The sequence below is a fragment of the Corallococcus exercitus genome (genome assembly GCF_042231735.1).
In the GTDB taxonomy this organism is placed as follows: Bacteria; Myxococcota; Myxococcia; order Myxococcales; family Myxococcaceae; genus Corallococcus; species Corallococcus exercitus_B.
In genome coordinates this window covers 5,415,789-5,440,583 of record NZ_CP102577.1, presented here as the reverse complement: position 1 = coordinate 5,440,583, position 24,795 = coordinate 5,415,789, and the positions used below count along the sequence as shown (strand labels likewise).

General features: G+C 69.5%; 21 protein-coding genes. 7 read left to right on the top strand and 14 right to left on the bottom strand.

The window, feature by feature from the left end:
- Positions 1-24 precede the first annotated feature (24 nt).
- Positions 25-1,353 carry a DUF418 domain-containing protein gene (locus NR792_RS21250; protein ID WP_375754499.1) on the bottom strand — a complete coding sequence of 443 codons (1,329 nt, stop codon included), beginning with the start codon at positions 1,351-1,353 and terminating at the stop codon, positions 25-27.
- 96 nt (positions 1,354-1,449) lie between these two features.
- On the opposite strand from NR792_RS21250, the gene NR792_RS21245 reads away from it, so the two are divergent.
- The gene (locus NR792_RS21245) at positions 1,450-1,998 is read left to right on the top strand and encodes a dihydrofolate reductase family protein (RefSeq protein WP_375754498.1); all 549 of its coding nucleotides are present in this window, start codon (positions 1,450-1,452) and stop codon (positions 1,996-1,998) included.
- Positions 1,999-2,020: 22 nt separating this feature from the next.
- Here NR792_RS21245 and NR792_RS21240 read toward each other — a convergent pair whose 3' ends face one another.
- Entirely contained in the window at positions 2,021-2,710 is a 690-nt protein-coding gene (locus NR792_RS21240) for a TetR/AcrR family transcriptional regulator (RefSeq protein ID WP_375754497.1), read from the bottom strand.
- A gap of 312 nt (positions 2,711-3,022) precedes the next feature.
- On the opposite strand from NR792_RS21240, the gene NR792_RS21235 reads away from it, so the two are divergent.
- Positions 3,023-4,066, top strand: coding sequence for a hypothetical protein (locus NR792_RS21235; protein ID WP_375754496.1), 1,044 nt, complete (start codon positions 3,023-3,025; stop codon positions 4,064-4,066).
- Between the two features lie 13 nt (positions 4,067-4,079).
- Here the strand turns inward: NR792_RS21235 and NR792_RS21230 are convergent, their stop codons facing one another.
- Both NR792_RS21230 and NR792_RS21225 read right to left on the bottom strand, forming a co-directional pair.
- The gene (locus NR792_RS21230) at positions 4,080-6,725 is read right to left on the bottom strand and encodes a hypothetical protein (RefSeq protein WP_375754495.1); all 2,646 of its coding nucleotides are present in this window, start codon (positions 6,723-6,725) and stop codon (positions 4,080-4,082) included.
- 316 nt (positions 6,726-7,041) lie between these two features.
- Positions 7,042-8,163, bottom strand: a complete 1,122-nt coding sequence (locus tag NR792_RS21225) for a M57 family metalloprotease (RefSeq protein ID WP_375754494.1) — start codon at positions 8,161-8,163, stop codon at positions 7,042-7,044.
- Positions 8,164-8,408: 245 nt separating this feature from the next.
- Here NR792_RS21225 and NR792_RS21220 point away from each other — a divergent pair, with 245 nt between their 5' ends.
- Both NR792_RS21220 and NR792_RS21215 read left to right on the top strand, forming a co-directional pair.
- Complete coding sequence (locus NR792_RS21220; protein ID WP_375754493.1) at positions 8,409-8,924, top strand: hypothetical protein; 516 nt, start codon at positions 8,409-8,411, stop codon at positions 8,922-8,924.
- A 394-nt stretch (positions 8,925-9,318) separates the two neighbouring features.
- On the top strand, positions 9,319-10,590 hold the full coding sequence (locus tag NR792_RS21215; protein WP_375754492.1) for an SBBP repeat-containing protein: 1,272 nt from the start codon (positions 9,319-9,321) through the stop codon (positions 10,588-10,590).
- Positions 10,591-10,798: 208 nt separating this feature from the next.
- Here the strand turns inward: NR792_RS21215 and NR792_RS21210 are convergent, their stop codons facing one another.
- Positions 10,799-11,626, bottom strand: coding sequence for a hypothetical protein (locus tag NR792_RS21210; protein ID WP_375754491.1), 828 nt, complete (start codon positions 11,624-11,626; stop codon positions 10,799-10,801).
- A 185-nt stretch (positions 11,627-11,811) separates the two neighbouring features.
- Here NR792_RS21210 and NR792_RS21205 point away from each other — a divergent pair, with 185 nt between their 5' ends.
- Both NR792_RS21205 and NR792_RS21200 read left to right on the top strand, forming a co-directional pair.
- Positions 11,812-12,414 carry a hypothetical protein gene (locus NR792_RS21205; protein ID WP_375754490.1) on the top strand — a complete coding sequence of 201 codons (603 nt, stop codon included), beginning with the start codon at positions 11,812-11,814 and terminating at the stop codon, positions 12,412-12,414.
- Between the two features lie 318 nt (positions 12,415-12,732).
- Entirely contained in the window at positions 12,733-12,972 is a 240-nt protein-coding gene (locus NR792_RS21200; protein WP_375754489.1) for a hypothetical protein, read from the top strand.
- Positions 12,973-13,014: 42 nt separating this feature from the next.
- On the opposite strand, the gene NR792_RS21195 is transcribed toward NR792_RS21200, so the two are convergent.
- The 3 genes from NR792_RS21195 to NR792_RS21185 are packed head-to-tail and all read right to left on the bottom strand — an operon-like array spanning position 13,015 to position 17,055.
- On the bottom strand, positions 13,015-13,785 hold the full coding sequence (locus tag NR792_RS21195) for an NTP transferase domain-containing protein (RefSeq protein WP_375754488.1): 771 nt from the start codon (positions 13,783-13,785) through the stop codon (positions 13,015-13,017).
- Complete coding sequence (locus tag NR792_RS21190; RefSeq protein ID WP_375754487.1) at positions 13,782-14,411, bottom strand: gamma-glutamyl-gamma-aminobutyrate hydrolase family protein; 630 nt, start codon at positions 14,409-14,411, stop codon at positions 13,782-13,784. The genes NR792_RS21195 and NR792_RS21190 overlap by 4 nt, the downstream gene beginning before the upstream one ends.
- The gene (locus tag NR792_RS21185) at positions 14,404-17,055 is read right to left on the bottom strand and encodes a PEP-utilizing enzyme (RefSeq protein ID WP_375754486.1); all 2,652 of its coding nucleotides are present in this window, start codon (positions 17,053-17,055) and stop codon (positions 14,404-14,406) included. Before NR792_RS21185 ends, NR792_RS21190 begins: the two co-directional genes overlap by 8 nt.
- 176 nt (positions 17,056-17,231) lie before the next feature.
- Here NR792_RS21185 and NR792_RS21180 point away from each other — a divergent pair, with 176 nt between their 5' ends.
- Positions 17,232-18,020 carry a hypothetical protein gene (locus tag NR792_RS21180; RefSeq protein WP_375754485.1) on the top strand — a complete coding sequence of 263 codons (789 nt, stop codon included), beginning with the start codon at positions 17,232-17,234 and terminating at the stop codon, positions 18,018-18,020.
- 5 nt (positions 18,021-18,025) lie between these two features.
- Here the strand turns inward: NR792_RS21180 and NR792_RS21175 are convergent, their stop codons facing one another.
- From NR792_RS21175 to NR792_RS21150, 6 genes are read right to left on the bottom strand one after another with little or no spacing between them, the layout of a single operon-like run.
- Positions 18,026-19,015: a nucleoside-diphosphate kinase gene (locus tag NR792_RS21175; protein WP_375754484.1), complete on the bottom strand. Its 990-nt coding sequence runs from the start codon at positions 19,013-19,015 to the stop codon at positions 18,026-18,028.
- Entirely contained in the window at positions 19,012-20,703 is a 1,692-nt protein-coding gene (locus tag NR792_RS21170) for an alpha-amylase family glycosyl hydrolase (protein ID WP_375754483.1), read from the bottom strand. Before NR792_RS21170 ends, NR792_RS21175 begins: the two co-directional genes overlap by 4 nt.
- Positions 20,700-21,611, bottom strand: coding sequence for a nucleotidyltransferase domain-containing protein (locus NR792_RS21165; protein WP_375754482.1), 912 nt, complete (start codon positions 21,609-21,611; stop codon positions 20,700-20,702). Before NR792_RS21165 ends, NR792_RS21170 begins: the two co-directional genes overlap by 4 nt.
- Positions 21,608-22,858, bottom strand: coding sequence for an aminotransferase class I/II-fold pyridoxal phosphate-dependent enzyme (locus NR792_RS21160; RefSeq protein ID WP_375754481.1), 1,251 nt, complete (start codon positions 22,856-22,858; stop codon positions 21,608-21,610). The genes NR792_RS21165 and NR792_RS21160 overlap by 4 nt, the downstream gene beginning before the upstream one ends.
- Positions 22,845-23,654 carry an ABC transporter permease gene (locus tag NR792_RS21155; RefSeq protein ID WP_375754480.1) on the bottom strand — a complete coding sequence of 270 codons (810 nt, stop codon included), beginning with the start codon at positions 23,652-23,654 and terminating at the stop codon, positions 22,845-22,847. The genes NR792_RS21160 and NR792_RS21155 overlap by 14 nt, the downstream gene beginning before the upstream one ends.
- Positions 23,651-24,544 carry an ATP-binding cassette domain-containing protein gene (locus tag NR792_RS21150; protein ID WP_375754479.1) on the bottom strand — a complete coding sequence of 298 codons (894 nt, stop codon included), beginning with the start codon at positions 24,542-24,544 and terminating at the stop codon, positions 23,651-23,653. Before NR792_RS21150 ends, NR792_RS21155 begins: the two co-directional genes overlap by 4 nt.
- Positions 24,545-24,795: the final 251 nt, after the last annotated feature.

Sequence of the window (24,795 nt, the reverse complement as noted above, 5' to 3'; positions counted from 1 at the left end):
GCGCATTCCCTCCTCGTCGAAGCGCTACGCCGGCGCCGTCGTGCGCTGTCCAGCGGCGTCGTCACGGCGCATCGGCTGGGCCTTTCCATACGTCAGCGAGCGCCACACCCACTCCGCGGGGCCGAAGCGGAACTTCGACAGCCACAGGTGGCTCCACACCACCTGGACGCAGAAGACGGCCAGGCAGTACGCCACGCACGCCGCGGGGCTCAGCTTCGTGATGAAGCCCAGGCCGTACCCGTAGAAGAACAGCGAGCTGATGATCGACTGTGACAGGTAGTTCGTCAGCGCCATGCGCCCCACCGGCGCGAGTAGCCCCAACGCCCGCTGCCAGAGGGCTCGCTGGAAGAGCAGGGTGATGCCGGACACGTAGACGGCCGCGAAGCCCAGCTCGCCCAGGTTCCGCAGCGGCGCCATGGCGAAGGGCACCCAGCCCGGCAGCGTCTCCGGGGTGAAGACCTTCTTCAGCATGAGCTGCTGAAGCACCAGGCCGCTGCCACTGCCAATCACTCCGGCCACGAGCCCCCACCCGAGGATGCGGCGGAACAGCCGCAGGTGCTGGGGCGCGTCGTGGAAGAGGCGGCGGCGCCCCGCCAGTAGGCCCAGCAGGAACCGGCCAAACACAGGGAGCAGGATGGCCAGCAGCATCGGGAAGTAGTCGCGGAAGAAGAAGGAGCCGGTCGCCTTTGTCGCGTCCAACAAGCTTCCCTGGGTGAAGGCCGCCAGCGTCTCCGCCCGGATGGCCGCGGATTTCTCGTTGGCCGCCTTGACGATGGCCGCGCCAGCCTCCGGTGTGTCCGCCATCAACTGCGGGAGCTTGAGGATGGCCACGCTGATGACGGACCACCCCAGGGCCAACAGCAAGGCGCTGATGAGCAGCGTCCGGTCCGAGCGCCCCCGGAACAGGAGCAGGCCGAACCCCAGCACCGCGTACGAGCTCAGGACGTCGCCGTACCAGATGAGGAACAGGTGGGAGAGCCCCATCACCAGCATCACCCCCAGCCGCCGGACATAGAGCGGTGTGATGGAGGTCCCTCGCGCCTCGGCGCGGCCCATCTGCACCGCGAAGCCGAGGCCGAAGAGGAACGAGAAGAGGGTGATGAACTTTCCTGCCACCAGCGTCGTGTACACGTGCCAGGCGACGGTGTCGGCGAGCGACGCGTCGTTCATCGCCGCGAGGACCTGCTCTCGGGGCAGGAACACCCTCCCGCTGAACCACACCATCACGTTGGAGATGAACACGCCGCACAGGGCGAAACCACGCAGCGCGTCGAGGAGCGCCAGTCGCTCGCTGGAGTCCACGGGACGGGCCTCGACGCTGGAGGGCGAGACCACGGAAGGGGCTGGGGTCATGTTTGGAGAAAGTGTGGGCAACATGAACGTGCCTGCCCATATTCCGCGCGGAGTTCCCCTCGTTGTCAGTCACCCCGTCGACGGTATCCTGGGGGCATGCGACCTCTTCGGTATTCCATCAACGTCACATTGGACGGGTGCTGCGATCATCGTGAGAGCTTCGCGGACGAAGAGTTGCATCGTCACGCGCAAGAGAACCTCGAGCGGGCCGATGCCCTCCTCTTCGGGCGGGTGACCTACGAGATGATGGAGGCAGCGTTTCGTCCGTCGGATCGAACGGGGGTGAAGCCTGAGGAGATGGACCTCTTCGCCCGGACGATTGACGCGGCAAGGAAGTACGTCGTGTCGACCACGCTGAAGCAGGTCGATTGGAACGCGGAGTTCCTGCGCGGGGACCTGGGGAAGGCCGTTCAGCAGCTCAAGCAGGAGCCGGGCAAGGGACTGTTCGTGGGAGGCGTGAAGCTCCCCCTGGCGTTGGCGGAGCTGGGATTGATTGATGAGTACGAGTTCGTGGTGCACCCCAGGATCGTGGGCCATGGACCGACGTTGTTCGCGGGGCTGTCGAAGGTTGTCGACTTGAAGCTGGTGGACCGGTTGGAGTTGGGCTCGGGGGCGGTGGCGATGCGGTACGTGCCGAAGAGGTAGCCCCGAATCCCATCCACGGGCGTCAAGGAGGCGTGTCCTTGGAGGCGCGGGAGGACGGTCCTCTTGGGCGGGAGGGGCTGGCGCGCAAGAGCCCCTGCTCGAAGACCGAGAGCGCCTGTTGCGCCACCGAGAGCGGGTCCTCCTCGCCGAGCCCCATGCGTGAGAAGTGCCCCTCCACGTACATGCGGCCCAGGCCATAGACGAAGGCCCGTGACGCCAGGTGCACGATGCGCAGGTCACCTGACGCGACTTCGCCGCGCTGCTGTCCTTCCAGAATCAACTTGTCGAGCAGGTCCAGCGTCTCCTGGTTCTCCTTCTTGAAGAAGTCGCTGTCGAAGAAGCCAATCTCCCCCGCGCGCGTAAACGCCCGGAAGTATGCGGACTCTCCCAGCGCGAACCGCAGATACGCCATCGCCATCGCGTGGATCCGCGCGGCCGGAGTGGCTGGCGCCGCGTCGAGCGCGCCGCCGACCTCGCGGCGGAAGCGCCGCATCGTCTCCTCGGCCACGGCGGACAGCAACGCGGCCTTGTCGCGGAAGTGCCGGAACGGAGCGCCAGGTGACACGCCCACGAGCCGTGCCGCCTCGCGCAGGTTGACGTCCTCTCCACTTCCAATGAGCCGGAGCGCGGCGGCCATCAGCGCCTCGCGCAGGTGACCGTGGTGGTACGCGGACGGGGACTTCTTGGCGATGGGCCGTCGGCGCTCGGACATGGTGCGGCGAGCATAGGGGGCCCCATCCCACACCGCAACGCGGGCTCAATGTAATCAGTGCTTATTTTGTTGCGCGGACCCGGGCGCGGCTCTATCCGTTGGATGTAATCACTGATTACTTCAAAGCGCAGGCAAGGAGCTCCCATGTCGGCATCAAGAATCCCCGGGCTCGTGGTCCTTCTGGCGTTGTGTGGGTGTCCCATGGAGGACCCCGGCGGGCCTCCCGATTCGGGGACGGTGGCCTCCACCCACGCAGGCACGATTTCCATCCAGGACCGCAGGCTCCTGGGGGCGCCGCACCTTGGACACGGGGTGTCCGTGCTCGTGGACATGAGCACCGCGACGCGGGCTCCCGACTATGACGAGGAGCCGGGGCAGATCACGGGCTGCAAGGTCTGGGTCTACGACATGGCGTCCGACCCGCCGCCACGGCCCGCCGGAGACGTGGGCACGCTGACCATCAATGGGACGAGCGCGAGCCTGGGGCCGGCGTGTGTCTTCCAGGACGGCGCGGGATACGTCTGTCCGACCGCGGCGGGGGAGGGGGAACTCGTGCTGGAGCACGCGGTCGCGGGGGCGGGGGCACCGCCCAACACCGCGCGGGTCTCCATCCAGGGCGCGGCGTTCGTTCCGGACGACGTGGGGCGCTACCTGAGCCTCCGGGGCGCGCTGGCGGGGAGCGGAAGCTTCCCCATCGTCTCCGTGACGGGGGCCACGGAGGTGCGGGTGGCGAAGGCGCCGGGCGCGGATCCGGCGCCCACCGTGGGCACCTACCAGGTGCTTGCTGGCGCGGGGCCGGTGCCGGGAACTCCCGAGGATGAAGCCCCTGGGGATCCGCTCCGGGACTCCGACCAGGTCCGGGTCCGCATCGCTCCCAGGGACGGCTCGCCCTTCCATTTCCCGGAGACGACGGTGGCCACCCTCGGGAGCGCCTTCACGGCCGACACGGCCACGGTGGGGCTGCTCGGCCAGGTTCCCCTGGACGGCCGCGCCTTCCGGTTGGGATGCGCGGGAGAGGGGGGCGAGTGCGGCTCGGCGGAGTTCACCATCATCCAGCTCCAGACGACGGACGGGCCCACGGCGGGCCTTGTCCCCTTCGCGCTGCCTCCGGCGAAGGCGAAGCAGGTCGTCCTCACGTGCATCGCGCCGGGGGCACTCGGCTTCGTGGACATCCCCGCGGAGGCGTCTGCCCTGCTGGCCCAGGCCCACGCCTCGAGCCCCATGACGCGCATTCGCACCGCGTTCATGCGCAATGGCGCCGCGCTCACGAAGAACCCGACGCCGCCGGACAACACCGTCCGCGTCGTCGCGGGACATCAACTCATCGGATTCACGAACCCCCAGGCGTCCCCTTGAAGTGAATCCTGCGTCAGGGAGCCTGCTGCGCGAGGGCCTGGAAGGTCTTGCTGTCAGCACGGAAGAAGGCCGTGCCAAGCTTTTCGCGCAGCGCCTCGAAGGCGCGCTGGGCCATGACGTTGTAGACGGCTGAGCTGCTGGGGACGCGGTCCGGGTCGTGGACCGGGACGTCCTTGGGCGGCTTGACCTGAAGGTTGACGCGCACGGGCTGTTCCCCTGGCATGCGCAGGGTCACCGCGAAGTCGAACTGGATGCGCGCGAACTGACGCCCGCTGTGCTCGTGCTTGTAGGTCATCCCGGTCCAGCTGACCGTGTAGTCGATGTCGATCCTCGGGCGCGCCTCGCCGGTGTCCTTCGCCTGCGCGGGCAGCGGGTCCCCGTGCACCAGCGTGAGCAGGCCGTCGGGGAGGACCCGACGGAAGGCATTTCCCAGCGCCTTGACGGTATGGCCTTCGAGCCACTCGATGCTCGATGCGCCAAAGTGACCCGAGACCGGAGTGACGCTCGTGTCCTGGGCCGCCTGCCAGAGCAGACTGTCGGCGCTCTTGAGTGAGGGCGCGAGCTGGCGCCGGAAGCTGACGGGCACCACGGAGGACTCGGAGGACTCCAGGTGCGTGAGCAGCCTGCTCATGAAGAGGACTGCCTGGGGATTCTGGGGGGAAGCCTCGTTCAGATACCCGGCCCGGGCAGCGGCGAACAACTCCTGGAGCTGGGCCTGGGCTTGCGCGTCCGCCCCGGGGGGTGGGTTCCCATTGCGGAAGCGGCGCAGCGCGACGACGGAGTGGGTGGGCAGCTCCCGGAGCTGCGCCTCGGGGAGCAGCCGCGCTCGCACCTCCAGGGCCTCCGCCGAGTCCGGGTAGCGCTTGAGGAAGGCCTCCCACCCGGCGACGGTGCGGGGGGTGGCCTTGAACGCGGCGCTGCGCATGCGCGCCCGGACCTCTTCCATCCCGGGCTCCACGGGACGCAGCGACAGGACGTACTTCCAGCACTGCTCGGTGTCCTGCGTCTCGCAGTCCTGGAGGCTGCGCTGCATGCCGAGCCGACGCGCCTCGGCGGCGTGGCGCCCGTTACCGAGGGCGTACGCATTGAGGGCGCGGCCACTGCTGTCCTTCTGTGCCTCCTTGAAGGCGGTATCGTCATGGAAGCGGTCGCTCCCCAGCAGGAGGCAGGGGCTCAGCATCAGGCTGACCATGAACGCCCCGAGGAGGAGGACGGCCGGCCGCAAGTGCGTCGGCAGCTCCCGGACGAGCGGACCTCCGCCGAAGCCCTCCACCGGGCCATGGTCGCGGAGCGCTCGGAGTCCTCCGGGCTGGCGGCGCAGCTCGTGGAACAGGTCGAACTCGCGCAGGGTCTCCTCATCCTTCCCCTCGGTCCCTGAGAGATGGGCCATGCTTCCAGCCGGTAGGCGACGGACCGCGGCATACGCCCGCGCCTGGTCGTCGATCTCGAACTCCTCGACGCGCCGGCGGCCACTGAAGCGCAGGGTGAGGGTGGTGTGGCTGTAGCAGGGCTGGGTGTGATGGCGCCTGGCGTAGTGGTCCTCCCGCCGGGTTTCGGCCAGCGCGGTCATGGGGGTGATGCGCAGCCGCCGGGTGGTGGCATCGACGAAGTCGAAGGGGAATACGTAGCGCCCGGGGTGGAAGGGCAGCGCCTTACGCCATGTGTCCTGGAAGAGCAGGACGAGCACGGCGGCGAGGAGGCTGAACACGGTGAGGGCGCAGTTGAGGAGGTTCAGCCAAGGCTCGTCCCGCCACGGACGGTTGAGTTCTCCCGTCACGACCTGGTGGTAGAGGAGGTAGAGGCAGAAGGCGCCAATCCCAACCACGGCGCAGGTCCACCAGGGACCGCCGCGAAAGCTGCGGTCGGCCAGGATGGGGGACACCTCACCCCGGGGGCTGGTGCCGGCGACGAGGCGCTCGCGCGTCGCGCGAGGCAGCGCGTTGAAGTCCACGACGAATTCGGCTGAGGCGTCGGGCCGCGCCGGCTCGGGCTGCGGGGCTTGTGCTCGCGGGGCTTCGGGCTCGGGCTCGGGTGGGGGTTGTACGCGTGGAAGCCCGTGGTGCTCCGCCACCTCGAGCCAGCCGCGCGCGGTGGCATCCAGGGCACGCACCGCTTCCCGCACCTCCTTGACGGAGAGCACGGCGCCCGTGCGAAGGGTCTGAATCATCCGCCGTGGCTCCACCCGAAGGGGGGCGTGAGCCTGCATGGCACGCGCGGCCTCCACGAGGAATGCATGCGGGGCATCCACCCTGTCGGAGGGCGCCTCCCCCTCACCCTCCACGCGCCAGGCCCACAGCCCCGGAGGCGTGGAGGCGGATGCCCACGCGAGCGGGAGCATTCTGACGTGGGGCGGGAGACTGGGAGCGTCGGAGGAGAGGAGGCGCATGCCAGGCGGCAGCAGTGGCTGGGCCAGGGGCAGCTCCACCAGCCATTGAGCGCCGGTGTCGTGCAGGAGGAAGAGCGTCTCCGGAAGCTCGCCCGTGGCGATCCGGGCGGCTCCTGGCTGGGGCACCAACTCGAGACGCAGGCACAGCTCGCGCCAACTGTCCTGACGCTGCTGCCTGCGCACCTTGCGCCGGTGCCACAGCCAGGACACCCCGCCAGCCGTCAGCACGGCGAAGGCCAGCGCGAGAGCGGCGACGAGGTGCGCAGAGGCCATGAGGCCAATGATACGCGGAGGAACAGAAGCGGCCCGGCGCGGAGGGGCGCTGTGTTCAGAGGTGGAAGAGGTGTTGCCCCAAGGGAGGCACGGCGATCCCTGCATGCGCCGGCCCTTCAGGAGCCGACGTACCGTCTTGTCGCTGACGCCCAGGTGGCATGCGATGCGCGGCGCACCCCAGGCTCGTGGGGCGCGGACCGACCTTGTTCGCGGGGCTATCGGAGTGTGTCGACTTGAGGCGCGTGGACCGGTTGGAGTTGGGCTCGGGGGTGGTGGCGATGCGGTACGTACCGAAAGGCAGCCCCCGAGCTCAGACTCAGCGCGTGTACCAGTTCTGGGCGTTCGTGCCGTTGCACTCCCAGACTTGAATCTTGGTGCCTGGGGCCGTGTTGGCGCTGTCGACATCCAGGCAGAGGTTGGCGGCCAGGGCGCTGCGAATCGTGCCTCCGACCACCGTCCACTGCTGGGCGGCCGTGCCATTGCACCCGTAGATCTGGACGCGCGTGCCCTGCGCCGGATTGCCGCCGGCGACGTCCAGGCAGAGATTGCCCCCCAGGTTGCTTCGCAGCTCGCCCTGCGGGGTCAGGCGCCACTGCTGCGCGAGGGTTCCGTTGCACTCCCAGAGCTGGGTGGGCGTGCCCTGCGCCGAGTTGCCGCCCGTCACGTCCAGGCAGCGATTCGGGTCCAGGGCGCTGACGAGGCTGGGGGCGGGGACGATGGGCGTGTACATCGCGGCCAGCGCGGTGCGGTCGCTGGCGGTGAACTCGCCCGTCTCGACCGCGCGGAAGCAGGAGTTCATGATGGACGCACCGACGCTCGCCGTGGTCGGCGTGCCCGGGATGTGGATCGCACCGACACCGGCGTCACCCTCGTTGCCGCCGGAGCCGCAGCTGATGGCGCGGTTGTAGTAGTCCGAGTGGCGGAAGCCGATGGTGTGGCCAATCTCATGCGTGATGACGTGCTCGATGACGTCAACGCCGTACTGGCTGAGCAGGCCGCCGATGGTGATCTGCCCGAACGGGTTGCCGTTCGCCGGGAACCCGGCCACGCCGCCATTCATGTTCGGGTCGATGATGCCATTGATGGTGAAGCCGCAGCCGGTGCTCGGCGTGCGCGCCATGGTGAAGGAGAGCCCCATCTCGGCGTAATTCTGGATGGCCATGTCCAGCGCGGTGCTGAACACCCCCGTGAACGCCGAGCCGTTGATGCAGATCTTCGTCAGGGACGGGCTGACGACGTTGTTCGTGCGGTACTGCTCCTCGGTGGTCGCGCCGGCCGCGAGCAGCTCGCGAGAGGCGTCCAGGGACACCTCGGCGTCCCGCCCGACATAGACCTTCCCCTCGACGACCATGATGTCGTTGGACGGGAACCCGGCCTGCACCAGGTTGCCGACGATCTCCTGCGTCTCATCCGCGGGCTCGCCACACCCGAGTCCCATCGCGATGCACCCTGCCGCAAGTACGAGCTTTCTTGAGAACATGGAGACTCCTTTGTCATGGACCCGCCTCGCCGACGCGAGCAATGGCAGGTGAGTGCCAGTAAATCTGGCTAAAGCGGATATAGCAGATAGAGCTGACGCGCGGGCCCGCCCCGGGGCCTCCCATCCGGAGTAGAACCGGCGGCGCAGGCTGTCAGACCGCGAGGGCATGCTTCCTTCGACGGACACCCGAGCGAAGGACGTACATGGCAACCCTGAAACAGCTGGCGTTCCGGATGGCGCGGACCCCCGCCTCCGGCTCCCTGGTGCGCTTCGGCTTCGCGCACGCGGACCGGCTCCTTCCCCTCACCTCGGTGGACCGCTCGGAGCATGCCGCCGTCTACCGCCACCCGCGTCCCGTCTACGGCACCTTCCACCACATCGCCGTCCCCCTGCGGGGCGTGCCGGACGTCTTCGCCCTGGCGCACCCTCGGCACGCGGGGCTTCGTGCGGGCCTCTTCGCGCTCATCGCCGCCGCACGGCAGCGGGCCCCCGCGTCGGTGCTCGTCAACGCGGGTCCCCGGCAGGACGTGGGGCAGGTGCACTTCCACCTCACGGACGACACGCCCTTCAGCGACGCCGTCCGCTCGGAGCAGCTCACCTGGCCGGACTGGGACGCGGCCGTCCGCGCGCTGACCTCCGTCCCCGACATCCAGGAGCGCTACCGCGCTGGCTTCTCGCTGCTCCAGGACGCGGGGGACCCTCGGGTGCGCCTCATCTGACCGCGGTGCGGACCCGAAGCCCGTAAGCTCACGGCGTCAAACGCTGGCGGGAACAGACCCGCGCGTTCCGGTGCTCCTCGGGATTGGCGCTCGTGCCGCCAAACACATCGATGCGGCCGTCTTCACCCTGGCTGGCGGTGAACCCACTGCCGGGGCCATACATCCGGGACGCCTGGGACCACGGGCCCACGCGGCGTGGCTCCTGGAGGCGCCGTGCAAGGCCCTCGCATCTGGGTCTGGATCCACTCGGACCTGGGTCGGGCATCGCCGCTTGCGTGTCTTTCTCTACCCATCTTCCGCACGCCTGTTTCTCGTGGTCTTGCAAGGATGCCGTGGAAACAGATTTTTCCCGGTGCCACGGCTCGGTTCCCCCCGCTGAGAAATGGAGTGCGCGATGAAACACCCTCTCTTGAGCATGTTCGGGCTCGCCAGCGCCGTTTGCGCCGCGAGCGTCCCCTCCGTCGCCGAGGCCCAGGTCCCGCCCCCGTCCTGGGTGCGCCAGCTCGGTGCCAACCTGGACGAGCAGGCCAACGCCGTCGCCGTCTCGGGCTCGGGCGTCTACGTGGTGGGCCAGACGACCAGCCAGCTCGGCGTCGAGCCGAAGGCCGGCGGTCAGGACGCGTTCATTGCCCGGTACGACACCGCCGGCAGTCTCCAGTGGGTCCACCAGCTCGGCACTTCGGGGGCGGACCGCGCCACCGCCGTGGCCACCGACGCGGATGGCAACGCATACGTCGCTGGCATCACCTTCGGCGGCTTCGACTTCTATTCCAATGCGGGCGGGGTCGACTTCTTCATCGCCAAGTACGACGCGGCCGGGAATCGCTTGTGGCTGCGCCAGCGGGGCACGCAGATGGATGACTTCGCCACCGGCATCGCCGTCGGCGCGGACGACACCCTCTACTTCACCGGCTACACCGGCGGAAGCTTCACCCACGGCGGCAATCCCAACAACTACGACATCGTCGTCGCGCTCTACGACACGGGGGGCAACCCGTACTGGCTCCAGCAGTACGGCACCTCCGCGAGCGACGTGGCGCGCGGCATCGCCGTCACGCCCGCCCATGAGGTCTACGTCGTCGGCAACACGTCTGGCAGCCTCGACGGCACCACCCCGTCGTTGAACAGCGACTTCTTCCTGCTCAAGCTCAACATCGTCGGTGTCCAGCAGTGGGTCCGGCAGATCGACGCGGGCGAGCTTGATGACGCCAAGAGCGTTGCCGTGGGCCCCGACGGCGCCGTCTACCTCGCTGGCGACACGTTCGGCAGCCTGGACGGCAACACCAACAACGGCACCATCGACGTGCTGCTCGCCCGCTACGACAGCGCCGGCAACCGCGACTGGAGCCGCATGCTCGGAGGCACGCAGCCTGATTACGCGTTCGGCGTCGCCGTCACCCCGGACAACGTCGTGCAGGTGGTTGGCTACACCTCCGCCGCGCTCGACGGCAACACGCCCGCGGGCCTCTCCGATGCCTTCCTCACCCGCTACGACGCGTCCGGCACCCGGCAGGGCACCCGCCTCCTGGGCACCCCGGTCCCGGACATCGCCCGCGGCGTGGCCGTGGACGCCTCCGGCGCCACCTACGTCGTCGGACAGACCTACGGAGGCCTCGCCGGCAACCCCCACGCAGGCGGCTACGACGCCTTCCTCGCCCGCTTCTGATTCGACAGACATTCCGGGCAGCGCCCTTCGCGGTATCCCGCCGTGAAGGGCGCGTCCGCCACGCGGCATGCGCTTTCATCTTCTCGCATGCGCCGTGGGCTTCAGCCGCCAGCTCCCCTTCGAACCCGCCGAAGTGTGTCCGCCGAAGAAGGTGCGCGCCGAGTCAGAGAAGATCAAGCCTCTACGATCGCGTCAAACGAACCCTGGGTCAGGGCACGTAGACGGTGTTGATGCCCGGAGCCGCCGGGTCGTAGAGCACGACGATGACGTCGCGGCTGGGGAGGAAGTCGAACTCGGACGCGCTGTCCAGGGAGAGACTGCCCTCATACCGCTCGCCGCGCGCGATGAAGCTCCAGCGCAGCTCCGTGGGCGGCGGCCCCTTTTTACGCACCGGCTTGCCGTCGCCGAAGTAGGTCACCCGCGCGAGAATCGGGATGCCCACGCGGGCCGCGCGTGACTCACGGTGGTTGGTCCACACGACGTGTAACAGGCCCACGAGGCCCACGAGGGGGAACAGCAGCACCAGCCCTCCCATGCGCCCCATGGGGGTGAGGGTGGTGCCACGGATACGGGCCTGGCTTCCGCGCGACTCGAGGACCACGCGCTGGCCCGGCTGAAAGTGACCGCCCGGCTCGCAACTGCGCCCCACCAGCGCGCCGTCCTCCGAGTGGAAGCGCGCGCAGTACACGTGCGGACGAGGACTGCGCTTGCGCATCCCCACCTCGACCGAGTCGACGACGCCGGGGACTTCGAAGGAGCGCAGGTCCAGCAGCAGGTCCCCCACGGCGCGAGGGGACTGGAACAAGGCGCAAACGAGCCCTCCGGCGAGCAGGGCGAGGAGGCTGACGGAGAGCGTGACGCGCTGGGGGCCCGCGAAGGCGAGCACCAGTCGCCGGGCCTCCTTCGAGGGCACGCGCGGCGCTCTCGGGACGCCCGCGAGCAGGGCACGCGCCCGCTCGAGGTCGTCGGTCAGCACATCCGCGAAGGCAGCCCGGTTGCTCTCGGGAGGTGGGTCGGACAGGGGCAGCGAAGACATGGGTGGCCATTAGACTCGACCTTGGCCCTCCCCGTCGGCCGGGTGCCTTGTGGGCCCGGAGGGTCTGTTTTCACTGCGAGTGCCTTCTTCTTGAGTTCAGTGAAATCAGATGATTTCGCATTCACGGCACAATGCCTGGAGCGCCAGTTGATGGACGGCGTGGGCACCGCCGAGGGGGAGCACCCATGAACCCGAGCAGCGCCCCATCCCAGTCCTCCCAGGACAAGGCTCCTGCCGCCCGGCACGAGGTGAGCGGGACCTCGATCCTCAACTTCCTGAAGTACTTCGACAAGAAGGGCGTGCGCGCCACCATGCGCCAGCGGGTGAGCCCCGCGACGGCCGTCTATTTCGACAAGCTCATCCTGCGCACGTCGTGGGTGCATCGCTCGGTGCTGGACGACATCTACGCGGCGGTGGCGATGGACGGCGGCGAGGACGCCGTCCGCCGGTTCAGCCTGGAGGTGACCCGGGACGGCTATGGGCCCATGGTGCGCCAGTTCGCGGAGACGCTGCTGGGCCTGATGGGCGCCTCACCGTCCACCCTCTTCAGCCGCTTCGGCGCCATTGGTGGCATGTACGAGCACGGCACCGAGTACAGCTACACCGTGCTCTCTCCCCGCTCCGGGGAACTGGTGGTGCGACTCGTGGAGCCCGCCCCGCGCCTCGTCTTCGTCGCGTGGGAGGGCGTGTTCCAGTTCGCCTTCGAGCTCACCCGGGAGCAGGGCACTGTCACGCCGGTGCAGGTCTCCGAGAACGGCCGGGTGGGCCGCTACCTGCTGAAGTGGTGAGCGCGGCGGCCTCTCAAGGCCGTGCGGATGAAGCAATTTCCTCGTCTTGACCGCTACTGCTATCGGATCACCAACTCCGGTCTTTTCCTTCATCGGCTCCGTGCTGGCAGCTGTCTGGGGCGCCACGAGCCCCATCGCGGCACAGCCGCTCCAGCCCCGGGTACTGCTCGACAAGCAGGGTCCTGATTTCTCCGATGTCCTGGAAATCCGCGTCCTGCACGGCTTTACTCACGACTCGTGCAGGTGGGCCGTAAGCCCTCCTGTACCAACACGCAGGTATCCAGTCCCCCCATGGAGAAACCAATGGCAACGCGCATCTTGACCTCTCTCGCTGTCGCGTCCGTCTTCCTCAGCGCCAGCCCGGCCAGCGCCGGCTACCGGGAAGCCGCCTACGTGACGACGCTCTACAGCGATGCCTCCCACACCACGGTGGTCGGGCACATCTATCCCGAGTGCGGTTGGCGCTACGTCCAATACCATCTCGTGGGGACGTACACCCAATACGCAACCGACGAGTTCGTCGGTTACTGCACCGAGAACGGCTGGGAGCCGCTCTAAGGATGTCATCAACGCAGGGAGCCATGCGGCTCCCTGCAACCCTCACCGGGCAGCCGTGGGGGACCAGAAGCCCGCCAGTGCTCCCGAGGCGTGAGCCTCGGTGTAGCGGCGCAGGTCCTCCGCGTTGTCCGCCTCCAACCAGCCAGACGCGATGGGCACGGCGTGGACCGCCACTCCGTCGGTGATGAGGTCCTGGAGGAAGGCCGTCATGGAGATGTTCCAGTAACGCGGATCCTTCGCCACACGCTGGTCGAAGCGCTCCAGGAGCGCGTGCAGGACGCCGGGCCCGAAGCGCAGCAGCCCGATGTATTGCCCCTGCACCTCCTCCACCGAACGCACCCGCGAGCCAATCTCCACGATGCGCTCGCCTTCCAGTCGCAACGACTCGCAGTCCGTCGTGGGGTCCTCCATTCGCAGCTCCCAGAGCCGGCGCCATTGCGTGTCGATGGCGACCTCCACGTCCCGGGACGCGGCGAGCATCCGCGCCAACACCTCGTATGAGAAGACGATGTCCCCATACGAGACGAGGACCGGCTCCGTGCGCGACACCACCGGCAGGCTGAAGCGCAGCGTGGAGACCATGTTGCCGGTGGTGTAGGCCGGGTTCACCACGACGCGCACGTTGCGGCCCGCCTGCGTCAGGTCGGGATACGCGCCGGCCATCACCGTGACGTCCACGCCGAAGTGCTCGTAGACGGCCAGCTGATGGTCGAGCAGCGGAGCTCCCGCCAGCTCCACCAGGCACTTCGGCCGGGTCGCCGCGAGCGGCCCCATGCGGGTGCCCAGGCCCGCGGCCAGGATGATGGCTTTCATGGTTCGTATGCCTCCATGACTTCAAGGACTGCGGGAAGGTGATGGGGCGCACGCTCGGGGTGCCAGAGGACGCCCAGTGAGCGCCGCTCCCTGCTCGCGAAGGACTCCACCGCGCCGTCCTCCGAACGCGCGAGGACGTCCCATCCGTCAGGCAGGGAGTCCTCCGCCACGCCCCAGTGGTGGAAGCTCGCCACCTCCGCCGGACCCCGCCATTCCTTGGCGAGTGGACCCGTCAACGCGTGGCGCACGCGCACGTGGCCTTCGACAGGCACGAGCCGCATCCCCGCGAAGAGCGCGAGCATCTGCGCGCCGCGGCACACGCCCAGCACCGGCGTCCGCGTCCGGGTGGCGAGCGACAGCAGGACCGACTCCGTCTCGTCGCGCGCGGGGACCGCAGCCGGCCCCGTTCCCGGCGCGTCGTTGCCTCCACTCAGGATGACCAGCCCCGGACGCAGGGCTTCGAACTGGGCCACGGCCGCGGCGGCCACGTTCACCGCGGGGAAGGGCACCCAGCCGGCCTCCCACAGGCCCGAGGACCAGGAGTCCTCGAGCGCATCCCGCACCTCCGGACGTCCCGGGACACGGTCGCTGCGCTGGGTGATGAGGGCCACGCGGCGCTCACTCATGGACGAGCCTGCGCCCGCCACAGTCCAGCGTCATCACCCGCCCGCCTGACAGCCGCCGGAACTGCTCCCGGCCCACGCCGATGGCGGCGGGCAGCTGCAGCTCGGTGCAGCGCACCGCCATGTGCGAGTTCGCGCCCCCGTACGCCGTGACGATGCCGGCGACGCCCAGCGCGAGCAGCCCGTCGTAGCCGGGGTCGGCGCGCTCCAGCAGCACGATGTTGCCTCGCACGCGCTCCGGGTCTGGCAGCCCGTCCGCGACCAGCACCGGCGCGCGGACGCACGCCTTGGTGACGAACAGCGGCTGCTCTCCACTGCTCACGTGGAAGAGCAGGTGCGACGTGCGCACCAGGATGTCCGGCAGTTCGATGAGGTTGACGGCGGCGGCATGCTCGCGGGCCTCCTCCACGGCGTCGCGGCACCACGACCGGGCTTCGCGCGGCGGAAGCGACAGCGCGGTCTCCACCTGCTCCAGCGACAGGTGCGCGAGGTCATCCCGGCTCAGCCCCAGCGGCTCGCCCCACTGCGCGAGGTATTCGAGGACGCCACTCAGCGTCTTCGTGAAGACGTGCTTGCCGTACTCGCGCCCCGCGATGCCCGCGCCCAGGTGATTGAGAAACACCTCGCTGGTCATCGACAGTCCGGCACTCCGGAGGCCCGCGCTCAGCCGCTCGTGGAGGCTCCGGGACAGGGGGGCCTCGTGCCGGAACGGTTCCTCCGCTCCGGAGATGAGCGGGCCGAAGTAGCGCTCCGGGTCCGCGTCATAGCGGGGCATCCGGATGTCATAGGTCCCCGGGCGCAGGTGCCCGAACTCCGCGACCAGCGCCTCCAGGCCCAGCTCGCCCCGCCGCACGCGGAAGGCATCCGCTTGCAGCTGCCCCGCCACCGTCCGGATGCGCTGGAGCACTTCGCGCTGCTCGCTCGAATCCATCACGCCTTCACGCACGAAGCTCTTGAGCAGCGCGGTCACCACGAACGCCGTCCGGGCCAGGTGCGCGAAGGGCAGGGTGCCCAGCTCCCGCAGGCGCGCGAGGAGGGGGCCGAGCCCGCCCTCGAAGCCCGGCGCGAACGGATGGGACCGCAGCCGCTCCACCTGCTCCACCTGCGCGGGCAGGTCGGAGAGGCCGTGGAGCGTGATGTCCCGCAGCGCGGTGGCCAGGGCGTCCAGCTCCCCTGCATCCAACGAGGACGCGTAGAGCCTCCGAAGCCGCTCGCGCAGGCCGAGGCTCGCGCAGGTGTCCGCGATCTCGAACTCCACCTTGTCATGCAGCTCCGGGGCGTGGGCCAGCCGGGCCAGCTGCCGGGAGACCAGGACCTCCGCCACGCGCGCCGGGGTGACGGCCGGGATGAAGGAGTTGAGCGAGGCGCGGACGTCCACGTAGGCGTGCCCCGCGAAGTCGCGCAGCAGGGGAATGCCTCGCAGGTCGCGGTACCCGTAGGCCGCGCGCTGCTCCGCCCAGGTCCGGTCCGTGATGAGCCTGCCGTAGAGCGTCCGCGCGAGCGGCAGCGGGCGCCGGCCAATCATCTCCGCCGGGTTCCAGTCTGTCATCGTGCTGTAGACGGGCCCGTCTCCGACGACGGGGGACTGGGGCTTCAGCAGCGCCTGGTGCGCCGTGCACGCATCCGCCAGCAGCAGCGCCCGGCGGACCTCGCTTCCCTCCGGCTGCGATGAACCCTTGGCGATGGGGCGCACCTGGAAGAGGTGGAAGTCACCGCCCGCCAGCGCGAACTCGATGTCCAGCGCATCCACACCCATGAGCTTCACCAGCTCACGCCCCACGGTGACGACGCGACGGAGCGAGTCCGGCAACAGGCCCCGGGGCACGCCGTGCTCCACGTACGCGGAGGAGGGCTTCTCCAGGGCGCCGGAGGTGATCTGATCCGTGCGCCCGCTGGAGACGTCCGACGCCACCACCCAGTACGAGGCCAGCGTCTCCGGGTGCCGCGCCATCAGCACGCCGCTCTCGCTCACGGGGTGGACGTAGGACTGGAGGAAGACCTTCTCCTCCGCGGCCCCCGGACCGTACGACTCGAAGACGTCCGAGATGGCGCCGCCCACGGCCACGGCATCCCCCGCGTCCACGTCGAGCACCGAGAGGAAGCGTCCCGCGTTCGACTCGGTCCAGGCATCCTCCGCGGAGCAGGAGGAGCGCACCACGACGCGCTCGTCCCCGAAGCGCTCCCGCACACGCTGGAGCACGGCGTCCCGGTTCCGGGTCCAGTCCTCGCCCCGCACGATGTGCGGCGAGGAGATGCGCCACGGTCCGTGCAGCTCCGACAGGATGTCGAGCGTGCGTGCCTTGTCCCCCAGGACGAGCCGGCCCACGGGGGCCAGGGGCTCGCTCGAGGCCTCGGTCGCTTCCAGCTCGAAGCGGGCCACGTCTCCGGTCCGGGTCAGCCTGTCCGCCACCGCGTCCAGGTCCCCTCCCTCCAGCGCGTCCCGCACCGCCTGGGTCCTTCCGACGATGAAGCGGCACTCCCCCCGCCAGGTCGCGATGACGGCGGAGGCCGCCTGGAGCCGCACGCGAAGCGCGCGCGGACGCGGGAGCACCGTTCCCTTGAACACGAGCGTCAGCGGCACGCCGTCGTACGTCCGGGCGAGCGTGTCCAGGACGCGCTCGGCCCAGATCCACATGGAGGCGTGCACGGGGCCTACGCCACGGATGCGGCAGTCAGGAGCAATTCCAACCGGAGGGGTGGGGCGAAGCGTCGCGGCTTCGCGGTTCAGGGCTGTCACGGGAGACCTCGCACGAGCGGACGTGGTGCATGGCGCGTGCGCGGCATCGCATTGTGGCCTCTGCCCACGTGTGATGGATTCGATACATGAGAACCTTCGCCACGGATGAACGGCTGGCGTATCGCCGCCCGGGCAATGAGCTTCAGCCCCGCCCGTCCGAGGACCACGTCCTCTCCTACGAGTACCGCTTGATGCAGCTGCCGCTGGTGCGGCCTGACCACCCGGAGGTCGTGCCGTTCGACCTCAAGGCCGGCTACGACTGGCTGGGCACCTACCGCGCGCCCCGTGTCTCGCTGGTGGGCTTCGTGGACTTCGGCGCCTTCGCGCAGAGCCCCCAGTTCAACCGCTTCATGAACGCCGTGGCCATGACCGCCGCGGCGCGGAAGATTTCCTGGGAGACCGTCGAGCGGCGCAAATACAGACACCACTTCACCATCTGCAACGGGCTGCATGAGCGGATGCCCATCGCGGACATCGTGCCGTTCGTGAAGCAGCGGCTGGAGGGCTTCCCCCGCTTCCGCATCCAGGTGAAGGGCGGCTGGTTCTGGGGCAAGAAGAACGGCCGCATCTACTTCCCCGTCTACCCGGAGCTGACGGACGGCCCGAACCCCGTGGACCACCTCACCGAGGTCCAGACGCGCCTGGGCCACTCGCTCCACCCGGGCTTCTACATCGGCTGTCTCCAGTTGATGGACCACCTGCGCTTCAACTCCGAGCTGGACGTGCACGAGGCGGACGAGCTCTTCGGCGTGCTGCAGCGCTTCCGGGAGACGACCATCGTGGAGCTCGACGTGACGGAGCTCTCCATCCTGCGCACGCACGACGACCTCATCCTCAAGAGCCGGGTCCTCGAACGCGTGCCGCTGACGGGGTGACGGGTTCATTCGAACTCCTGGAGCGCGCTGCGAAGGAGCACGCGCTCGTAGGCGTTGCGGACCAGCGCCCCCTGTGGACCGATGATCCGCGTCAGGTCCGTCTCGCGGTACAGCGCCGGATGGTGGAGCAGCTCCAGCACCGTGGCCGCGAGCGCAGGCTCCACGCGGTAGTCGAACATCCCGGGCCGGCGTGGATGTGAGAGCCCCGCCTGGACCGCGTCGTCCACCAGTGCTGCCTCGCGGGCGACGACGCGCAGGTACACCTCGCGGGACGCCGAAGGGTCGGAGCGGAGCCCCGCCAGCTCGTCCGCGGCCTCGCGCCACGGTGAGACCAGCGCCTCCGGCAGGGGCGCGACGAGCTCCACCTCCTCCGCGAGGCGCAGGCGGAGGTGGACCAGGAACTCCGTGGGCGAAGGCCGCCACGCCCGCCCCACGACGGCCCCCGGCAGCTGCTGGATGGCGGAGCCCGCGCGCCGGGTGGGACGTCCTTCCGACTCCAGGAGCATGCGCAGCTCCCGGGGATCGAAGGCCGTGGCGGCCTCTTCAATCATGGCGCGCGTGTCATCCGAGGAATGCATGAGGCTCAGCGCACGCGTCGGGGCCTGGAGCCGGCTGCGCAGGTGGAGGGGTGAGCGCTTGCGCGGATCCGCCGACCCCTTGAACGACTTGAACGCCGCGCAGGCGGAGCGGCCCGGGGTGCGGAGGATGAGCGCGCAGGAGGACTCCAGCAGGTACACCTCGCTGGGCACGGCCCACGTCTTGTCGAGCGCGATGGGACGGTTGGGGCTGTACACCGCCTCGATGCTGCTCTGCGTGTACTGGACGAAGCGCCGGTCCACGACGCGGAAGCCCTCGTGTTCCAGGAACGCGAGCGCCTCTTCCGCGAGCCCGAGGCCGATGGCGTACGGGTCGAAGAACGTGAAGACGAACTCCTCGCTCCCCGGACGCGAGCCGAAGGCCTCCACGAGGCCGGACACACTGGCAGCGTTTCTCATGTGAGGTCTCCACTCCCGGGTTCCACGAGCCACAGCGCTTCGGAAGGCGCGAGCAGGACGTCACCGTGCCCCTGGCGTCCGCCGAGCAGGTCCTTCCACTCCCGGAGCGGCACGGGGACGGACACAGGGGCCGCGCCGAAGTTCACCAGGACGTGCAGCGGCTGACGGCCATGACTTCGCGCCAGGTGCAGGACCCCGGGCGCGGGTTGCCATGCTTCGCAGCCGCGGTCCTCCCGCAGCGCGGGCGTGCGGTCGCGCAGGCGGATGAGGCCCAGCAGGGACTTCAGGATGCGCGCGTGCACCGGCTGCCGGATCAACGCGCGCAGGGCGCCATCCGCGTAGCGGTGCCGGTTCGCGGCGCGGGGATTGGACGGTTCAACGCCCACCGCGTCCGGCAGCCCGAACAGCGTGGGGAAGTAGAGGCACGGCGTTGCGGGGAGCGCGAAGAGGAGCGCGTGCGCGGCCAGGTAGCGCTCGACGTCGAGCCCCGCCTCCGTGGAGAAGATGCGATGCAGGGAGCTGTTGAGCTCGTACGGCCGCGCTTCGCCCCCCACGTCCGCATGGGACACCGCGACACCGGCACGCTCCATCCGTTCCATCACCCGCCGCAGCGTGGGGGCATTGAGCGGCGGATCCATGGGACGCAGGTGCACGCCGTCATGCGTCTGGAGGAAGGCGTAGCCGTCCCGGCCGTGCGCATCCGCCGCGGACGCGTTCACCCAGTCCACCAGCGGGCCGCCCTCGCCCGCGAGCGCCGCCGCGAAGACGAGCAGCGGCACCGCGAGGTGGTTGTCGTGCTGCGCCAGCTCCTCGCCCAGGTAGCACCGCTCTCCTGTGCGGTGGTCCGTCTCCGCGAGCAGGCGCACCGAAGGGTCCACCCAATCCGTCACGGCACGCAGTGCGCGCACCAGCAGCTTCGCCTCCGGCTGGTGCGGCCCTCCGGGAACGCGCTTCCACACGTGGGGAATGGCATCCAGGCGCACCACCCGCGCGCCTGCCTCCACCAGCCACAGCAGGGTCTCCGCCATGGACAGGAAGACGTCCGGCGAGCCGTGGTTCAAGTCCACCTGCGCGCGCCCGTACGTGCACCACGCCCACACTGCGCGGGTCCCCGTGTCGAAGCGCTGGAGGATGGAGGAGGTCCGCACCCGCGTGCCCCACTCGATGGCGCGCGGCTCGGAGAAGAGGTGGAAGTCCCCGGGCCGGCCCTCCCCGTGCAGCACGTCCCGGAACGCCGGGTGCGACGTGGACACGTGGTTCATCACCAGGTCGAGCATCAGCCCGCCGCTCACCGCCGACAGCCGCTCCAGGTCCTCCCATCCCCCCAGGCGGGGATGCACGGCCCGGTGGTCCACCACCGCGAAGCCGTCATCCCCGTCCGACACATAGGGCGGGAGCACATGGAGCAGGGCCGGTCCCACGCCGCCCACCTCCTCGTCGAGGAAGCGCCGCAGCGCCGCGAGCGGAGCCAGGCCCCCGTCGAGCACGTGGTCCGGGTACACGGCGATGACCGTGGGCCGTGCGTCCACCGCCACGCGCCCGGGCTTCAGGCGCGCACGGACGCCCTCCGCCGCCGGGGCCAGCTCCCGGACGAGCGCCTCCGCGCGCTCCGCTCCGTAGAGCGGGCCCAGCGCGCTCCCCAGCCGCGCCAGCGCGAGTGGGGTCGCCGTGTTCCCGGACGTGCTCATCCCTGGTGCTCGAGGACGTAGGTGATGCTGCCCTGGAGGAACTCCACCGCACGCGCCAACTCCGGCTCCGCTGCCATGCGCTGGGCCATGCGCCGGTGGAGCGCTTCGATGCGCGTGAGGCATCCGCCCAGCGGGCCCGTCGCGCAGTCCGCGTGGATGGAGAGCCCTTCGGCCAGCAGGCTCCGGTCCACCTCGCCCGCGGTGGCCATCGCCTTGCGCGACTCGATGAGGAGCCACTTGCGCGCCGCGCTCGTCACCCCCAGGGTCGCGAGGATGGAGACCAGCGCCTCCTCCACCGCGATGCGCGCCACGTGCCGGCTGGACTCCTCGCTGACGGCGCGGTGGCTGATGGCGTCCTCCAGGTACTCGTGGACCTCCATGAAGTGCCGCACGGTGAGGTACGTGGGCAGCAGCTCCACCAGGAACTCGTCCCGCCAGCTCGCCACCAGGCTCGGGTTCAGGAGCGGAAGTCCCGTGCGCAGCCGGTGCAGGAAGCGCAGCTCCGGGCCGTCGATGATGGGGATGAACTTCAGCTCGGACGGCTTGTAGAGCGCCGGCGCGATGGCCGTCATCCACGTCATGATCTCCGCGACGCGGCCACGCTCCGCCAGCTCGATGTTGACCTCGACGCCGTCGCAGTACTGGAGCGCTTCACTGAAGCGGCTGTTCTTGAAGCGCACGCCCTCCTTCGTGGAGATGAGCGACGTGCGGTGCGGAACCAGCACCATCAGGTCCACGTCCGAGCTGGGCGTGCCATTGCCGGCCGCGAGCGAACCCGTCAGCAGCACGCCGCACGAGGCGGGGTCGCTGACCAGCTCCGACAGGATGCGCTCGACGTCCACGCCGTGGGCGCGAAGCGTCTGCGTGGTGAGCGGTTGACCACTGGAGAGCTGATGCGTGCGCTTCATGATGCCACCTTCCCGCGTCCCTCATGGGACAGCTGCAGGTCCGAGAAAACGTCCGCGCACGCGTCCGCGACGGTGCGCACCATCTGCTCCTCATGCGTCCGCATCACGCTCAGGCGCAGCAGGCCGCGGCCCGCCGGGACGGCCGGGTGGATGACCGGGTTGGCGTAGATGCCCCGGTTCCACAGCAGCCTCCACGCCTGGAGCGTGTCGAAGTCCGCGCCCACCTCCACGCTGACGATGGGACCGTCCGACGGAAGGGGTCGCAGCCCGCGCGCCATCAGCGCCTCGCGCAGCGAGCGCACCCGCTCCTTCAGCTGGGCCACCAGCCCCGGGTCCTCCTGGAGGATGCGCAGGGCGGCCAGCGCCGCGGCCACGGAGGCCGGCGTGTTGGCGGCGGTGAAGAGGAAGGGCCGCGTGAGGACGCGCAGCGCTTCAATCTGCTCCTTGTCCCCGATGATGGCGCCGCCGCAGGAGCCCAGGCTCTTGGAGAAGGTGATGGTGATGAAGTCCGCGTCCTGGACGACGCCGTCCTCCTCCACGGTGCCCAGCCCCCGCTCGCCCACCGTGCCCAGGCCGTGCGCTTCATCCACGACGAGCGCCAGGCGCGTCTCGCGGCACACCTCCAGGAACCGGCGCAGCGGGGCCCGGTCTCCACGCATGGAATAGACACCCTCCACGACGCAGAGGCCGGAGGCGGTGTCGTCCTTCGCCTGGGCCAGCAGGTGCTCCGGGTCGTTGTGGCCGAAGCGCTTCATGGTCGCGCGCGCCAGCCACACTCCGTCCAGGACGGAGGCGTGCATCTCCTCGTCCACCCAGGCGCGGTCATTGCGGCCCAGCAGCGAGCTCATCAGGCCCAGGTTGGCGCCATAGCCGGTGGAGAACACCATGGCGCCGGTGCGGCCATAGAAGCGCCGCAGGGCGTCCTCCAGCTCCTCGTGGAGCGCCAGGTTGCCGTTGAGCAACCGTGAGCCCGTCACGCCCGCGCCCCAGCGGGCCGAGGCCTCCTGCGCGGCGGCGATGACGCGCGGGTCGTTCGCGAGCCCCAGGTAGTTGTTGGAGCCGAAGTTGAGGATGTCCCGGCCCTCCATGCGGGTGATGGGGCCGGTGGCCGACTCCACCCGCGTGAAGTAGGGGAGGCGGCCAATGCGCTTGCCCAGCCGGGCCTGCGCCACGCGCGGGTCCCCGAGCAGCCGCTGGATGACGGGTGCCCGAGGGCGGCCCGCCGTGTCTTGTTCAGGTCGTGTCATGTTTTTGGTCTCTGAAGTCGAACGCCAGGCTCGCGGCGGTCGCGCAGACTGCGGTGAAGGTGAGGATGACGGCGGTGCTCTGGAGCACGACGCTCCAGCGGCCCTGTCCGAAGGTGGCTTCGTTGAGCGCGCGCAGGGCCCAGTAGTGCGGCGTGGCGTAGCCGAGCGTGCGCGACCAACCCGGCAGCGCTTCCGTGGCGACGATGGCGCCCCCCACCGCGCTGAACGTCACCAGCACCAGGTAGGAGAGGTTGGAGAGCGTCGCGGTGCTGCGCGTGATGGCGAAGAGGAGGAAGCCCAGCGCCGAACCGCTGGTCACCAGCGCCGCGCCGGTGAGGGCCACCTGGAGGACGTGGCCGTTCAACGGCAGGCCCAGGAACACCGCCGCGAAGCCCGTGAAGAGCAGCAGCTGCACGAACGACATCGCGCACGCGGGCAGCACCTTGCCCATGGCGAACGCGAGCCGGGCGGGGCGGATCAACGCCTGCCTGCCGTGGGTGTGGTACCAGAAGTCCCGGTAGAACGCGTGACCGGAGTAGGTCACCACCATGTAGCTGAACATCACCGCGAAGCCGATGGTGGCCCGGCCCATGGCGCCCGGGGCCGCGTCGAGCCCTGATACACCCGGGCCCAGGATGGCGGAGAGCACCGCGGGCAGGATGAAGATGAACACCATGGCCGTGCGCTCTCGTGCGAGCACCCGCCACTCCGTCAGCGCGTAGCAACGCACGACGTTGACAAAACCCGCCACGCCGCTGGGCGCGGAGGCGTCACTGCTAGCGATGTCTTGATTCATGGCCCTTCCGACTCCCGGGCGAAGGCGCTCAGGGAGGGGTCCCTCAGCAGGATGTCGCGGAGCCGGTTGCCGGACAGGCGCAGCTCGGACAGGTGGACGTCGGAAGGGACCTCGCCCAGCTTCGAGCGGACCTCCTCCAGGCTGCTGGTGGCGAGCGTGAGTTCCCATGATGCGTCGGGACGCGCGCCCCGCAGCGACAACGTGCGCGCCTGGTTCGACAGGACGGCTCCCAGCGCTCCCAGGTCGCGCGTCTTTCCGTCCCGCAGCAGCACCAGCTCCGTGGACAGCTCCTCGATGTCCTCGGGGTAGTGCGCGGTGACCAGCACCGCGGCGCCCTCCTCGCGCCAGGCTCGCACCCGGCGCACCACCAGCTGGCGGGCCTCGAAGTCGAGCGCGACGGTGGGCTCATCCAACAGCCGGATGGGCGGCGCATGGACGAAGCTCGCCGCCAGGTGCACGAGGCGCCGCTGTCCACCTGACAGGTGGTGCACGCGCGTGCGGGCAATGGGACCCAGCGCGAACTCCTCCAGGGTCCTCGCGATGGCGGCCTTCGCCTCCGCGCGCGTCAACAACAGCCGGGCCAGGTGCCCGACGTTCTCCTCCACCGTGAGCACGGGATAGAGCGCGATGGCCTGCGTCGCGAACCCGATGGCGCGTCGCGCGGGCAGCCCGCCCACGTCCAGCCGCACCGAGCCTCCCGTTGTACCCCGCACGGTGCCGGTGAGCGCCCCCAGCAGCGTCGTCTTGCCCGCGCCGTTGGCCCCGAGCAGCCCCACGGACGTCCCGCCCTTCAAGTGAAGGGTGGCATCGCGGAGCACGGGCGTCCCCTGGGCGAAGGCGAAGGAAAGCCGCTCCGCGCAGAGCAGGGCGGTTCCTTTCGCGGACCCCATGGATTGACGAAGACGCCCCGGTGTCTTGATTGGGTCCTGAAATGCTTCTTGTTCAGGAAAAGTGTGTTTGTCGGTCATCGTCGGGATGACCTTCTACAGATGCGGTCTGACATCCAGCGTCAGCAGTTCCGCGCCGGGGATGAAGCGGCCATACCCATCACGGAGGCTTCAATGAAAGCCTTTCCCACCTCGCATGTCCTTGCACGTGGCTGGCTTTGGGTGAACTCCGCCGAGACCGCCGACTCTGAGAC